This is a genomic window from Streptomyces sp. WM6372 (genome assembly GCF_001279655.1).
Lineage (GTDB): Bacteria > Actinomycetota > Actinomycetes > Streptomycetales > Streptomycetaceae > Streptomyces.
On sequence record NZ_LGDB01000018.1, the window covers coordinates 1 to 13,483 of the forward strand.

At 72.7% G+C, this 13,483-nt stretch carries 9 protein-coding genes and 1 tRNA gene; 7 read left to right on the top strand and 3 right to left on the bottom strand.

All coding sequences use genetic code 11. The features are described from left to right. Positions 1–267: 267 nt before the first annotated feature. The 6 genes from ADK52_RS03610 (at position 268) to ADK52_RS03635 (ending at position 10,364) form a co-directional block, all read left to right on the top strand. Positions 268–465, top strand: a complete 198-nt coding sequence (locus ADK52_RS03610) for a hypothetical protein (protein WP_053688321.1) — start codon at positions 268–270, stop codon at positions 463–465. Positions 466–790: 325 nt separating this feature from the next. Further along, positions 791–3,616: a type I DNA topoisomerase gene (gene topA, locus ADK52_RS03615; RefSeq protein WP_053688322.1), complete on the top strand. Its 2,826-nt coding sequence runs from the start codon at positions 791–793 to the stop codon at positions 3,614–3,616. A 189-nt stretch (positions 3,617–3,805) separates the two neighbouring features. Beyond that, on the top strand, positions 3,806–7,081 hold the full coding sequence (tmk, locus tag ADK52_RS03620) for a dTMP kinase (RefSeq protein WP_053688323.1): 3,276 nt from the start codon (positions 3,806–3,808) through the stop codon (positions 7,079–7,081). 102 nt (positions 7,082–7,183) lie between these two features. Further along, positions 7,184–8,395 (top strand): DNA polymerase III subunit delta', encoded by a 1,212-nt coding sequence (locus tag ADK52_RS03625; RefSeq protein ID WP_053688329.1) that lies wholly within the window; start codon positions 7,184–7,186, stop codon positions 8,393–8,395. A gap of 171 nt (positions 8,396–8,566) precedes the next feature. After that, complete coding sequence (locus tag ADK52_RS03630) at positions 8,567–10,135, top strand: alpha/beta hydrolase (RefSeq protein ID WP_053688324.1); 1,569 nt, start codon at positions 8,567–8,569, stop codon at positions 10,133–10,135. A 155-nt stretch (positions 10,136–10,290) separates the two neighbouring features. Continuing rightward, positions 10,291–10,364, top strand: a tRNA-Thr gene (locus ADK52_RS03635). Positions 10,365–10,605: 241 nt separating this feature from the next. Here the strand turns inward: ADK52_RS03635 and ADK52_RS03640 are convergent. Further along, a complete protein-coding gene (locus ADK52_RS03640) occupies positions 10,606–11,127 on the bottom strand; it encodes a hypothetical protein (protein ID WP_053688325.1) in 522 nt (173 codons plus the stop codon). Between the two features lie 383 nt (positions 11,128–11,510). Between ADK52_RS03640 and ADK52_RS03645 the strand changes: the two genes are divergently transcribed. Beyond that, positions 11,511–12,182 (top strand): hypothetical protein, encoded by a 672-nt coding sequence (locus ADK52_RS03645; protein ID WP_053688326.1) that lies wholly within the window; start codon positions 11,511–11,513, stop codon positions 12,180–12,182. Positions 12,183–12,230: 48 nt separating this feature from the next. On the opposite strand, the gene ADK52_RS03650 is transcribed toward ADK52_RS03645, so the two are convergent. Together ADK52_RS03650 and ADK52_RS03655 are read right to left on the bottom strand one after the other, a co-directional pair. Then, positions 12,231–12,767, bottom strand: a complete 537-nt coding sequence (locus tag ADK52_RS03650; protein ID WP_053688327.1) for a hypothetical protein — start codon at positions 12,765–12,767, stop codon at positions 12,231–12,233. Next, a complete protein-coding gene (locus ADK52_RS03655; RefSeq protein ID WP_053688328.1) occupies positions 12,764–13,300 on the bottom strand; it encodes a hypothetical protein in 537 nt (178 codons plus the stop codon). Before ADK52_RS03655 ends, ADK52_RS03650 begins: the two co-directional genes overlap by 4 nt. Positions 13,301–13,483: the final 183 nt, after the last annotated feature.

The window sequence follows — 13,483 nt, forward strand, 5'->3', positions numbered from 1 at the left end:
CGCGGCCGTTCCGAAGGGCTGACCGGCCCCGCCGGCTCCCTCCGTCGGCGTCTGCGACGCTCCGTCCGCGGCCCGGTCGGCGGCCTCGACCGAGGCGTCCGGCCGTGGCCGAAACCGTCATGTAACCCGGGGTTCGCAGGCCGTTGCGCAGCGTCTGGCAGGCTCGCCCGCAGGGCTACGGCCGCGGGCCGGCCACGGGGATCCGGGAGGATCCGTACCGGCCCGTGGGAGCGGCCCGGGAGCAAGCGGGAGTAAGGGGGGAACGGCATGGAGAGTGGTCCGGCGATCTTCGCGGCGTCCGTGTTCCTGCTGTTCGGAACGGCTCTTCTGGGCTGGACGGGGGCGTGCGCGGCGCGCCGGGCGCCGTTGGCCGAGGGTGTGCGCCCCGTCGTGGCCGTACCGCTGGCGCTCCTCGCGTCCGGGACCTCCCTGGCGCTCGGATTCTGGTGCCTCGTACGACGGTGACCACGGGCCGGTCGCGGACCTGATCAGCGCCTGGTCAGAGGCCCGGTCACCGGTCGGCCACCGGCGCGCCGACCCGCGCGGATGCGCCGCGCAAACGGGACGTCGCAGCGGGTGCGGGGGCGGGGCCAGACGGCCCCCTGGCCACTCGGCCCGGTGATCGCTACGGGTCCGGCGCGGTATCCGGGCGGCAGAAGTGGCACTTGTCGGGTTACCGTTCGAGTGGCCGTTGCGGGCTTCTGCCGTTTGACACGGGGGCGGGTTGTACCGTCACACTCCGCAGCGTCGCCGTACCGCGACCGAGTGCCGACCGGAGAGAAGAGCCAAGTTGTCCCCGACTAGCGAGACCGCAAAGGGCGGCCGCCGACTCGTCATCGTCGAGTCCCCTGCCAAGGCGAAGACGATCAAGGGCTACCTCGGCCCGGGATACGTCGTCGAGGCGAGCGTCGGGCACATTCGCGACCTCCCCAACGGCGCCGCCGAGGTCCCCGACAAGTACACGGGCGAGGTCCGCCGCCTCGGCGTGGACGTCGAACACGACTTCCAGCCGATCTACGTCGTCAATGCCGACAAGAAGGCCCAGGTCAGGAAGCTCAAGGAGCTGCTGGCCGAGTCCGACGAACTCTTCCTCGCCACCGATGAGGACCGCGAGGGCGAAGCCATCGCGTGGCACTTGCAGGAAGTCCTCAAGCCCAAGGTCCCCGTCCACCGGATGGTCTTCCACGAGATCACCAAGGACGCGATCCGCGACGCCGTCGCCAACCCGCGCGAGCTCAACCAGCGCATGGTCGACGCCCAGGAGACCCGCCGCATCCTCGACCGCCTCTACGGCTACGAGGTCTCGCCGGTCCTGTGGAAGAAGGTCATGCCGCGGCTGTCGGCCGGCCGCGTCCAGTCCGTGGCCACCCGCCTCGTCGTCGAGCGGGAGCGCGAGCGCATCGCCTTCCGCTCCGCCGAGTACTGGGACCTGACCGGAACCTTCTCCACCGGCCGCGCCGGTGACGCCTCCGACCCCTCGACGCTCGTCGCCCGCCTGAACACGGTGGACGGCAAGCGCGTCGCGCAGGGCCGCGACTTCGGCTCGAACGGGCAGCTCAAGAGCGAGGTGCTGCACCTCGACGAGGCGAACGCGCGGGCGCTGGCCGCCGCGCTGGCGGACACCTCGTTCGCCGTCCGCTCGGTCGAGTCCAAGCCGTACCGCCGCTCCCCGTACGCCCCGTTCCGCACGACGACGCTCCAGCAGGAGGCCTCGCGCAAGCTGGGCTTCGGCGCGAAGGCGACGATGCAGGTGGCGCAGAAGCTGTACGAGAACGGCTTCATCACCTACATGCGTACGGACTCCACCACGCTCTCCGACACCGCGGTGTCGGCGGCGCGGGCGCAGGTCACGCAGCTCTACGGCGCCGACTACCTGCCGGAGAAGCCGCGCGTCTACGCGGGCAAGGTCAAGAACGCGCAGGAGGCGCACGAGGCGATTCGCCCTTCGGGTGATCGTTTCCGCACCCCGGCCGAGACGGGTCTGACCGGCGACCAGTTCCGCCTGTACGAGCTCATCTGGAAGCGGACCGTCGCCTCCCAGATGAAGGACGCGGTCGGCAACTCGGTCACCGTCAAGATCGGCGGCCGCGCGTCGGACGGCCGGGACGCCGAGTTCACCGCCTCCGGCAAGACGATCACCTTCCACGGGTTCATGAAGGCGTACGTCGAGGGCGCGGACGACCCGAACGCCGAGCTCGACGACCGCGAGAAGCGGCTGCCGCAGGTCGCGGAGGGCGACGCGCTGTCCGCCGAGGAGATCACGGCGGACGGCCACTCGACCAAGCCGCCGGCCCGCTACACCGAGGCCTCGCTGGTCAAGGAGCTGGAGGAGCGGGAGATCGGCCGCCCGTCGACGTACGCGTCGATCATCGGCACGATCCTGGACCGCGGATACGTCTTCAAGAAGGGCACGGCGCTCGTGCCGTCCTTCCTGTCGTTCGCCGTGGTCAACCTGCTGGAGACGCACTTCGGGCGGCTCGTCGACTACGACTTCACGGCCAAGATGGAGGACGACCTCGACCGCATCGCGCGGGGCGAGGCCCAGTCCGTGCCGTGGCTGAAGCGGTTCTACTTCGGCTCCGAGGACGCGTCCGAGGTCGTACCGGCCGACGGCGACCACCTCGGCGGCCTGAAGGAGCTGGTCACGGACCTCGGCGCGATCGACGCCCGGGAGATCTCCTCCTTCCCGGTCGGCGAGAGCATCGTGCTGCGCGTCGGCCGCTACGGGCCGTACGTCGAGCGCGGGGAGAAGGACGCCGAGGGCCACCAGCGGGCCGACGTGCCCGACGACCTGGCGCCGGACGAGCTGACGGTCGAGTACGCGGAGGAGCTGTTCGCGAAGCCGAGCGGCGAGTTCGAGCTGGGCAAGGACCCGGTGAGCGGGAACGAAATCGTCGCGAAGGACGGCCGCTACGGGCCGTACGTGACGGAGATCCTGCCCGAGGGCACGCCGAAGACCGGCAAGAACGCGGTGAAGCCGCGGACGGCCTCGCTGTTCAAGTCGATGAGCCTGGACACGGTCACGCTGGACGAGGCGCTGAAGCTGATGTCGCTGCCGCGCGTGGTCGGCGCGGACGCGGAGGGCGTGGAGATCACGGCCCAGAACGGCCGCTACGGCCCGTACCTGAAGAAGGGCACGGACTCGCGGTCGCTGGAGACCGAGGACCAGCTGTTCTCGATCACCCTGGACGAGGCCCTCGCCATCTACGCCCAGCCGAAGCAGCGGGGGCGCGCCGCGGCGAAGCCGCCGCTGAAGGAGCTGGGCACGGACCCGGTCAGCGAGAAGCCGGTGGTGGTCAAGGACGGCCGCTTCGGTCCGTACGTGACGGACGGCGAGACGAACGCGACGCTGCGGCGGGACGACGACGTCGAGACGATCACGCCGGAGCGCGGCTACGAGCTGCTGGCGGAGAAGCGCGCCAAGGGCCCGGCCAAGAAGACGGCGAAGAAGGCCCCGGCCAAGAAGGCGCCCGCGAAGAAGGCCACGGCGACGAAGACCACCGCGGCGAAGAAGACGACGGCGAAGAAGACCGCCGCGAAGAAGACGACGACGGCGGCGGCGAAGAAGACGGTCGCGAAGAAGGCGGCCGCGTCGGCCCCGTCGTCGGACGACTAGCGAACGGCCGGCAGACAGCCGGCAGACGGTTGGCAGGTGCCCGGGCCCGTGCGGATCGCACGGGCCCGGCGCCGTCCGGCCGGAGTGGGCGCGAGCAGGGCGGAAGTGGGGCCGGAGTGGGGCCGGGGTCACACCGGACGGTTATCCACAGGCTCCTCAGCGGCCGAGTGCAGCGGATAGGCTGGGCGGATGACGCGAGCCGAGCAGCCAACGGTCGTGACCGCCCCCGCGAACCCCACCTACGACGAAGCCCTCGCCGCGGATTCCCGCGAGCGGGCGGTGCGCGCCCTGCTGCGCACCCCCAGGCTGCGCCGGCTGTGGAGCGCCCAGCTGGTGAGCGGCATCGGCGATGCCCTCGCCCTGCTGGTGCTGGTGCTGCTGGCCTTCCAGACGGCGGTCTCCGAAGAGACCTTCGGCGGCGGATACCAGGGCTGGGCCCTCACCGTCGCCGCCGTCTTCGGCGTCCGGATCCTCGCCACCCTGATCTTCGGCGCCGTCCTGCTCGGCCCGCTGGCCAAGCTCCTCGCCCCGAAGGAGGCCGGCGGCAAGCTGGACCGCCGCTGGACGATGATCGGCGCCGACGGGATCCGGCTCGGCCTGTTCGTCGTCGCCCCGCTCTGGCTCGACTGGATCCCGGCCCACGCGCTGACCGCGCTGCTGGCCACCGTCTTCGTCTCCGGCGTCGCCGAGCGCCTGTGGACCCTGGCCAAGGACAGCGCGGCTCCCGCCCTGCTGCCCTCGCCGCCGCCCGAGGGGGCGACCGTACGGCCGCTGCCGGACCACCTCGACGCGCTGCGCCGGCTGAACCTGCGCACGTCCTTCGCCGCGCTGCCCGTCGCCGCCGCCGTGCTGCTCGCCGCGACCCTGGTCGGCAAGGCCCTCGGCCTCGGCGTGGACTGGTTCGCCGAGAACCAGGCCGCCCTCGGCTCGTACGTGGCCTCCGGCCTCTTCGCGGCGTCCGTCTCGCTGCTGCTCCCGCTGGTGCTGCCCGGCGCGAAGACCCCGCGCCCGCGTTCCCCGCTGGAGGGCCTGCGGGCCCCCAAGACGGGGGACCGCCCGGAGAAGGGCCGTACGGGGGCCATTCCGCTGCTCGTCCTGTCCTGCGCCGCCGTCGCCGGAGCCGTGGCCAGTGCGGCCGCCGTCGCCGTCCTGCACGCCTTCGACCTGGGCGGCGGCCCCGCCACCTTCTCCCTGCTCGTCCTGGCCCTGCTCGGCGGCACCGCCCTCGGCATCCGCGCCACCCAGGCCGGCAAGGTGCTGCCCGCGCTGTCCCGGCGCCGGCTGCTCGCCCTGGCCATCGCGGTGGCCGGGCTCGCGCTGCTGCTGACCGGACTGGTCCCGGACACGGCGACCGTGCTGTTCCTGTCGCTGCTCGCCGGCACCTCCGCGGGCGTGGCCGCCAACACCGGGCACACCCTGCTCGACCAGGAGACCGAGGAGTTCCGCCGGGCCCGCGTCACCGAGCACCTCCAGGCCGTCGTACGGGTGGCCGTGGGCATCGGAGCCGTCCTCGCCCCGGTCCTGGCCGCGGCGATCGGCCCGCACCGGCTCGCCGCCGGGGACGTGGTCTTCGCGCACGGCGGAGCCGCCTTCACCCTGATGCTGGTCGGCGCCCTGCTGCTGCCCGTCGCCGTCGTGGTCCTCGCCAAGGCCGACGACCGCAGCGGCGTACCGCTGCGCCGCGATCTGCGCGAGGCGCTGCGCGGCGGGGAGCCGGTCCAGGCGGCGTCCGACGCCGGGTTCTTCATCGCCCTGGAGGGCGGGGACGGCGCCGGCAAGTCCACCCAGGTCGAGGCCCTGGCCGACTGGATACGGGGCAAGGGCCACGAGGTCGTCGTGACCCGCGAGCCCGGGGCCACCCCGGTCGGCAAGCGGCTCCGCTCGATCCTGCTCGACGTCTCCTCGGCCGGGCTGTCGAACCGCGCCGAGGCCCTGCTGTACGCCGCCGACCGCGCGGAGCACGTGGACACCGTCGTCCGGCCCGCCCTGGAGCGCGGCGCGGTCGTCATCTCCGACCGCTACATCGACTCCTCGGTGGCCTACCAGGGCGCCGGCCGCGATCTGTCCCCGACCGAGATCGCCCGGATCTCGCGCTGGGCCACCGACGGGCTCGTCCCGAACCTGACCGTGCTGCTCGACGTGTCGCCGGAGACGGCCCGCGAGCGGTTCACGGAGGCCCCGGACCGGCTGGAGTCGGAGCCGGCCGAGTTCCACCAGCGGGTGCGGGCCGGGTTCCTGACGCTGGCCGCGGCCGACCCCGGGCGCTACCTGGTGGTCGACGCCGGGCAGGACCCGGAGTCCGTGACCACGGTCGTACGCCACCGCCTGGACCGGATGCTCCCGCTCTCGGAGGCCGAGGTGGCCGCCCAGGCCGAGGCCCGGCGCAAGGCCGAGGAAGACGCCCGGCGCCGGGCCGAGGAAGAGGCGGCGCGCAAGGCGGAGGAGGAGCGGCTGCGCGCGGAGGAGGAAGCCCGGCTCAGGGCCGAGGCGGAAGCCGCCCGGATCAAGGCCGAGGCCGAGGCCGCCCGCAAGGCGGAGGAGGAGCGGCTGCGCGCCGAGGAGGAGGCCCGCGCCCGGGCCGAGGCCGAGCGGCTGCGCGCGGAGGCCGAGGAGAAGGCCCGCGCGGCGGAGCAGGAGCGGCTGCGCAAGCAGGCCGAGGAGGAGGCCCGGCTGCGCGCCGAGGCCGAGGAGCGGCGGCTGGAGAAGCAGCGGCGTGCCGAGGAGGCCCTGTTGAGGGCCGAGGAGGCGCGCCGGCTGGCGGAGGCCTCGGCGGCAGCGGCGGCCGCGCAGGCCGCGGCGGCTTCGGCTGCGGCGGCTGCGCCGGCCCCCGCCCCGGCTCCCGCGGCTCCCGCGCCGGCCCCCGCCGCTCCCGCCCCCAAGGTGCCGATGACCAAGGAGCCGCTGCCGGACGACGTGACGGTGGAGACCCCGCTGGTCAAGCGGGTCGTCCAGCCGGACGACGTGACGCAGACGGTCCCGGTGCCGAAGATCGACCCGGCGGCGGAGACCTCGGTCCTGCCCGCCGCCGCGCCGGCCGGCCCGGCGGACGAGACGGCGGTCCTGCCGCCCGTACCGGTGTCCGGTCCGACCGACGAGACGGCGGTCCTGCCGCCCGTACGGCCGTCCCGTAAAAGCCCTCCGGCCGGTCAGGCCCCGTCCGGCCCGGCCCGGTCCGCCACGCGGCCGACGGCCCGGCGTCCGGAGGAGAGCCCGGCCGACCGGGTGCCGCCGGGCATCTTCCGGGATGCCGGCGAGGACGCGACCCGCGAGCTGCCGGTCTTCGGCGCCGACGGCCGTCCGGGCGGGCAGGGACAGGAGGACCGGCAGGGGCAGCCCACCCGGCCGAGCCGGCCGCGGCCCGCCTGGGCCGAGGAGACCCCGCTGGACGACCTGCCGACCCTGGCGGACGAGCTGCTCGGCCCGCGCCGGGACGACGACGAAGAGGGCGGTCCGCGCCGCCGCTGACGGGGATTGTCAGTGGCGCACGCCACACTGGGGGCGGGCAGGAGCAGGACGAGCGGCACGGACGGCCAAGGCGACGACGGCCGGTGAAAGGCGGTGGGCGGGATGCCCGTATGGGACGACCTGGTGGGACAGGAGCGGGTTCAGGCGCAGCTGGCCGCCGCCGCTCGTGACGCCGACGCCCTGGTCACCGCCATCGAGACCGGGGTGGCACCGCCCGCCGCGTCCAAGATGACCCACGCCTGGCTGTTCACCGGGCCGCCCGGCTCCGGGCGGGCCACCGCGGCCCGGGCCTTCGCGGCCGCGCTCCAGTGCACGAGCCCGGACCGCGCCCTCGGGGGCGAGCCGGGCTGCGGGTTCTGCGACGGCTGCCACACCACCCTGGTCGGCACGCACGCGGATGTGGAGATCGTCCGTACCGATCTGCTGTCCATCGGCGTGAAGGAGACGCGCGACCTGGTCCGTCGGGCGCAGCTCTCCCCGGCCGTGGGCCGCTGGCAGGTCATCGTCCTGGAGGATGCCGACCGGCTGACCGAGGGCGCGGGCAACGTGCTCCTCAAGGCCGTGGAGGAGCCCGCTCCGCGGACCGTGTGGCTGCTGTGCGCGCCCTCCCTGGAGGACGTGCTGCCCACCATCCGCTCCCGCTGCCGGCACCTGACCCTGCGCACCCCGCCGGTCGCCGCGGTCGCCGACGTGCTGGTCCGGCGCGACGGTATCGAGCCCGCCGTCGCCGGGGCCGTCGCGCGCGCGACGCAGGGGCACATCGACCGGGCCCGCCGGCTCGCCACCGACGAGTCCGCCCGTACCCGCCGCGCCGCCGTGCTGAAGCTCCCGCTCCGCATCGATGACGTGGGCGGCTGCCTCAAGGCCGCCCAAGAGCTCGTCGACGCCGCCGCCGAGGATGCCAAGCAGGTCGCAGAGGAGGTCGACACGAAGGAGACCGAGGACCTGCGGGCCGCGCTCGGCGCCGGGGCCGGCACCGGCGGGCGGATGCCGCGCGGCACGGCGGGCGTGATGAAGGAGCTCGAGGACCGGCAGAAGCGCCGCCGCACCCGCACCCAGCGCGACACCCTCGACCTGGCGCTGACCGACCTCACCGGCTTCTACCGGGACGTGCTGGCCCTCCAGCTCGGCTCTTCGCTGGCGATCGCGAACGAGGAGATACGGGCCGACCTCGACCGGATCGCCCGCGAGTCCGGACCGGAACGCACCCTGCGCCGGATCGAGGCGATCATCGCCTGCCGCGAGGCGCTGGACCGGAACGTGGCCCCGCTCCTCGCGGTCGAGGCGATGACGATGTCCCTGCGCGCGGGCTGAGCGAGCCGGCGCCCCGCCCTCGTTGACCGCTTCACCCGTATGAGCGATCCGGCGAGGTCGGGCTGCGGAGCGCGGGCTCCGGGCGGGCCTGAGGTGCTCCACATGGCGGCGGGCCGCCGGTCGGCGTCCGCCCGCCCGGCCGGGCTGCCCGGCAGGCCGTAGGCTCCGGGAATGGACACCAGTCGCCTGCTGCGTACCACCGGAACCGTGATCGCAGCCGCCGGGCTGCTGCTCTCCGGGTGCACCTCGGCCGGGTCGGGGGGCCCGCAGGCGGCCGCCTCTTCGTCCGGGGGCGCCGCGCGGTCGGCGGCTCCGACCGCGGTCCCGGCGGCGCTGCGCCCGTACTACGAGCAGAAGCTGAACTGGCGCGAGTGCGGTGTCCCCGGGTTCCAGTGCGCCACGATGAAGGCCCCGCTGGACTACGCGCACCCCGAGGCCGGGCAGGACGTGGACATCGCCGTGGCCCGCCGCCAGGCCACCGGCCCCGGCAAGCGGCTGGGCTCGCTGGTGGTCAACCCGGGCGGACCGGGCGGTTCCGGCATCGGGTACCTCCAGGCGTACGCGGGCATCGGCTACCCGGCACCCGTGCGCGCCCAGTACGACATGGTCTCGTTCGACCCGCGCGGGGTGGACCGCAGCAGTCCGGTGCAGTGCCTGACGGGACCGGAGATGGACAAGTTCACGCAGGTGGACCAGACGCCGGACAACGCGGCGGAGCGGGCCGAGCTGGTGACCGCGTTCAAGCAGTTCGCCGACGGCTGCAAGGCGCGCTCGCAGCGGGTCCTGCCGCACGTCTCCACCGTCGAGGCGGCCCGGGACATGGACATGCTGCGCGCGGTGCTGGGCGACGAGAAGCTGACGTACGTCGGCGCCTCGTACGGCACCCTCCTCGGTGCGACGTACGCGGACCTCTTCCCCGGCCGGGTCGGCCGCCTCGTCCTGGACGGCGCGATGGACCCCTCCCGTCCGGCGCTCGAAATGAACCGGGACCAGACCGGGGGCTTCGAGACGGCCCTGCGCTCCTTCTCCAAGGACTGCGTGAAGCAGCCCGACTGCCCGCTCGGCAAGGGCAGCCCGGAGGCGGTGGCGGACCGCCTCCAGGAGTTCTTCCGCAAGGTCGACGCCCAGCCCGTGCCCAGCGGCGATCCGGCCCGCCCCCTGGGCGAGTCCCTCGCGACGACCGGGGTGATCGCGGCGCTGTACGACGAGAGCGCGTGGCCGCAGCTGCGGGAGGCACTGACGGCGGCGATGAACGGCGACGGGTCCGGCCTGCTCGGCCTCGCCGACAGCTACTACGAGCGCGAGCCGGACGGGAAGTACGCGAACCTGATGTTCGCGAACGCCGCGGTGAACTGCCTCGACCAGCCGCCCGCCTTCGCCGGCCCGGAGGCGGTGGACGCGGCCGTGCCCTCCTTCGAGAAGGCCTCCCCGGTGTTCGGCGCAGGCCTCGCCTGGGCCTCGCTGAACTGCGCGTACTGGCCGGTCAAGGCCACCGGCGAGGCCCGCGCCCTGAACGCGAAGGGCGCCCCGCCGATCGTGGTGGTCGGCACGGTCCGCGACCCGGCGACCCCGTACAAGTGGGCCCAGGCCCTGGCGAAGCAGCTCGACTCGGGAGTCCTGCTCACGTACGACGGCGACGGCCACACGGCGTACGGCCGCGGCAGCTCCTGCATCGACACGGCGATCAACACGTACCTCCTGCGGGGCACCCCGCCGCAGGACGGCAAGAAGTGCAGCTGACGCCGCTGACGCCGCCGACGCCATGATTCACCCCATATGCGAGACATGTCCGACCCCCGCGCAATGCGGTTCAGGGCACCCCGTTCGAGCCTGTAGACTTGGCGCCGCTGCTGATGAGAGCTCCTCTCCAAGGGAACACTTGTCTACCCAGCGGTGCCGCCTTAGCTCAGTTGGCCAGAGCAACGCACTCGTAATGCGTAGGTCTCGGGTTCGAATCCCGAAGGCGGCTCTGTAGAAGCCCCAGGACTCACTCGCCGTGACCTGGGGCTTTTGCTATTTCCGGGGCGGGGCGGCGCGTGCGGCCGCGGCCTTCCGCTGGAGGGGGACCCGGCTCTGCCGTGGCCCCGGCGGCGCTCTTCCCGATGTGGCCGGCGGGGGCGTGGCCCGGGAGCCGTCCTCCTGGGGCCGGCCGCAACTCCAGTCCGAGTCCTTGCGTCGCCGCCCCCCGCCGCCGCGCCCTCTCCTGCGTGTCAGCCTTGGGCGCGGGCCCTCAGCCAGCGCTCGGCGGACGTCGCGTTCATCGTGTAGAAGAACTCCGACTTGAGCCCCGGCTCGTCCGTGAGGGCCTCCACCCATGTCATCGGCCAGTTGCGGCGCTTGTAGTGCTTGCGCACTGCGCGCGTGAATGCCGAGAGGTTGCCCTGGAGGCTCTTCTTCTCCATGTCCAGGTGGCTTGCGAGGGAGGTGTAACTGACCCGTGTGTCAGGCTGCTTGGCCAGGAAGTCGAGGACGCGGGCGACCGTCTGTACCGATCCCAGAGGTTCGATCATCAGCCTGCGGAAGTCCGCCACGGTCCATTCGATCACCGGGAGCGCGTCGCCATCCGGAGAGGTCGCCGCCGAGGCGCCTTCGTGATCGACCGGCGGAACCGTGGAGACGGTGGGAGTAACGGCCGTGGCGCCGCTCAGTTCCGCGAGGTAGGCGTACACCTGCGTCACGTACTGGCTCGGCACGGGTACCGAGACGAACTGCTGTTGTGTTCCCTGCTCCATGGTTCCTCCCCGGGTCTGCCCGTCAGTCCTTCTGTCTGGCGGCAGGACTCACTTTGCCGCATCGACAGTCAACTTGACTACCGGTTAATGCCAGTTTCTTCCATGTCCAGAAGCCGTCCCTCCGGGGCTACTTGAGGCTCGGGCGCCTCCGTGCGAGTCGCTTGAGCCCTGCCCGGCGGGTGAGCCCGCCGGAGGCGAGGGATTCGGGGTGGGGGTGCTCATGCGCGGCTCGGTTCGTGATGGGGTGGAACTCGCCGACCCGGCGCGTGCCGTTGATGTGGAGATGCGCGCATGTCCACTGCGAAGAGTGATCAGAAGAGTGATGAACAGATTGGCATGCTGACCGCCCGTGACCCCTCACGGCTTCCCCCGAGGAAACGCGCATGACCGTGCACACTGTGACGCCGCTCGACGGAGCACTTCCGGTGCCCGAGCGGGTCTGGTACGCCTCCTACGGCTCCAACATGCACATGGACCGGCTTGCCGCGTACATCGCGGGAGGCAGGCCCCCGGGCGCCGCGCGTACGTACCCGGGGTGCCGGGACCGGCGGGCGCCGGAGCGGTCCATCGCGGTGGAGTTGGCCGGCCGCCTCTACTTCGCGACTGAGTCCGCCGTGTGGACGGGTGGGCGCGGGCTCTACGATCCGACCGCCCCGGGCCGTATGCGTGGACGCGCGCACCTGGTCACCGTCGGCCAGATCTCCGACATCGCCGCGCAGGAGATGTACGGGGAGCCCGGACGTGACCTCGACCTGACGGCGGTTCTTCGCGAGGGCCGCTCCGAGGTGGGCCCCGGACGCTACGAGACCCTGATCTGTCCCGGGACGATCGAAGGCATCCCCGTCCTGACGTTCACGGCACCGTGGAGGCTCCAGGACGTGGACGTGCTCATGCCCTCCGCGGCCTACCTGCGGTACCTGGCCGGTGGACTCCTGGAATCAGGGCCGTGGGAGAAGCAGGACATCGCGAACTACCTGGCCGCCTGCCCGGGTGCGGCGGGCAGCTGGACGGCCCGTCAGGTGCTGGAGCTGCTGGCCGCCGACATCGGACAGTGAACCGGGGCCGGTCGGCGGGGGCCTGGGGACAACGCGCGGTGCCGGGGGTCAGATCGGCGGAGGGGCGTTGCCGGCTCCGCGTGCCGACCGACCGGCCTCACGGACATCGGCATCCGTGCTGCGCCGCAACACGAAGATCCTCAGCAGGGAGAGCAGACTCGGACCGCACAATGCGCCGGCGATCCAACCGTTCGTCGGCATCGCATACAGTCCGCCCCCGAGCATCAGTACCGACAGCGCGACCGCAGAGTGCAGCAGCCGCATCCGGTGCTTGTGATTGCGGGCGGCCATCTGCTCACCTGCCTCCCGTTCCTTCTCCCTTTCCACAGCATGTGCACGGCGCTGCGCCTCGGCCTCCTCCGCGGCCGCCTTCCGGGCTGCGTCGGCTTCCTGCCGCTCAAGCCGGAGCTTGCTCAGCTCGTGTTCGCGCCGGAGCTGCGGTTCGAGGGCTTTGAGAGCGACCTGGAGCTTCTCGGGGCCGCCGAGTGCCTCCCCCCACTGGGCCGCAATGCCGAGGCCGGCGGACAGGACCGGGTCGGCGCCGGCGGGCCCGGGGAGTTGAGCCGGCTGGTCTTCGAGGCTCATGCCTGCGCTCCTCCGTCGCCGCCGCCGCCCACGGGCGCGTAGTCATGTTCGGTGGGTGCTGGTGGGGGGCCGAGGCGGAGGAACAGCCGGGCCAGGGTGTGGTTCAGAGTGTCGGCCGCGGGTTCGACGTCGTCAGCGTCGTACCCGTCCGATTCGACGTGGACGAAGCCGCGCGAAGGCAAGCCGGACCGGCGGGGCCCTGTCCGAGGCAGCTCACGGGCCATCAGGTCGATGCTGCGGGCGACGTCACTCAGGGGCCGGTGGCTGAGCTGAGCCACTAGGTCCAGGAACATGCGGATGACCGTCTGCTGGGTCTCTTCAACTCTTCGGCCGGGGTCGAAGTTTCGAGAGGCATCGAGGAACTGCGTGATCCGCGCGCCATCGCCCGTGCTGATGAACCGCTTCAGGGCGCGGTCGATGATGCGGCGCCTGTCCGGCCAGCCATCCGGATCGCTTCCGTCCAGGGCGGCCGTGACGGCCAGCCTTGCGAACCGTGTTGCCAGACGGTCGGGGTCGATCGGCCCGTTCTCCATGCGCCCCCCTCGATGTCCCGCAAACACGGTAGCGAGACGGGGTGCTCGCGTCAGTGCCTTGAGCGGCGGGAAGCTGGCTTCGTTACCAAGAGTGACTGGTGGAGGGTTGCTGACCTGGGGGAAGAGAGCGTTCATCACGAGGGGTGACCGGCTGCGGAGGGTGGTTGGGGGCCCGGTCGCTGG

What these genes read in the sequence shown, in the direction of transcription:
- ADK52_RS03640 (WP_053688325.1), bottom strand. Translation starts at nt 11,127, where the DNA reads ATGGAGCAGGGAACACAACAGCAGTTCGTCTCGGTACCCGTGCCGAGC.
- ADK52_RS03650 (WP_053688327.1), bottom strand. Translation starts at nt 12,767, where the DNA reads ATGAGCCTCGAAGACCAGCCGGCTCAACTCCCCGGGCCCGCCGGCGCC.
- ADK52_RS03625 (WP_053688329.1), top strand. Translation starts at nt 7,184, where the DNA reads ATGCCCGTATGGGACGACCTGGTGGGACAGGAGCGGGTTCAGGCGCAG.
- ADK52_RS03610 (WP_053688321.1), top strand. Translation starts at nt 268, where the DNA reads ATGGAGAGTGGTCCGGCGATCTTCGCGGCGTCCGTGTTCCTGCTGTTC.
- ADK52_RS03630 (WP_053688324.1), top strand. Translation starts at nt 8,567, where the DNA reads ATGGACACCAGTCGCCTGCTGCGTACCACCGGAACCGTGATCGCAGCC.
- ADK52_RS03655 (WP_053688328.1), bottom strand. Translation starts at nt 13,300, where the DNA reads ATGGAGAACGGGCCGATCGACCCCGACCGTCTGGCAACACGGTTCGCA.
- ADK52_RS03645 (WP_053688326.1), top strand. Translation starts at nt 11,511, where the DNA reads ATGACCGTGCACACTGTGACGCCGCTCGACGGAGCACTTCCGGTGCCC.
- tmk (WP_053688323.1), top strand. Translation starts at nt 3,806, where the DNA reads ATGACGCGAGCCGAGCAGCCAACGGTCGTGACCGCCCCCGCGAACCCC.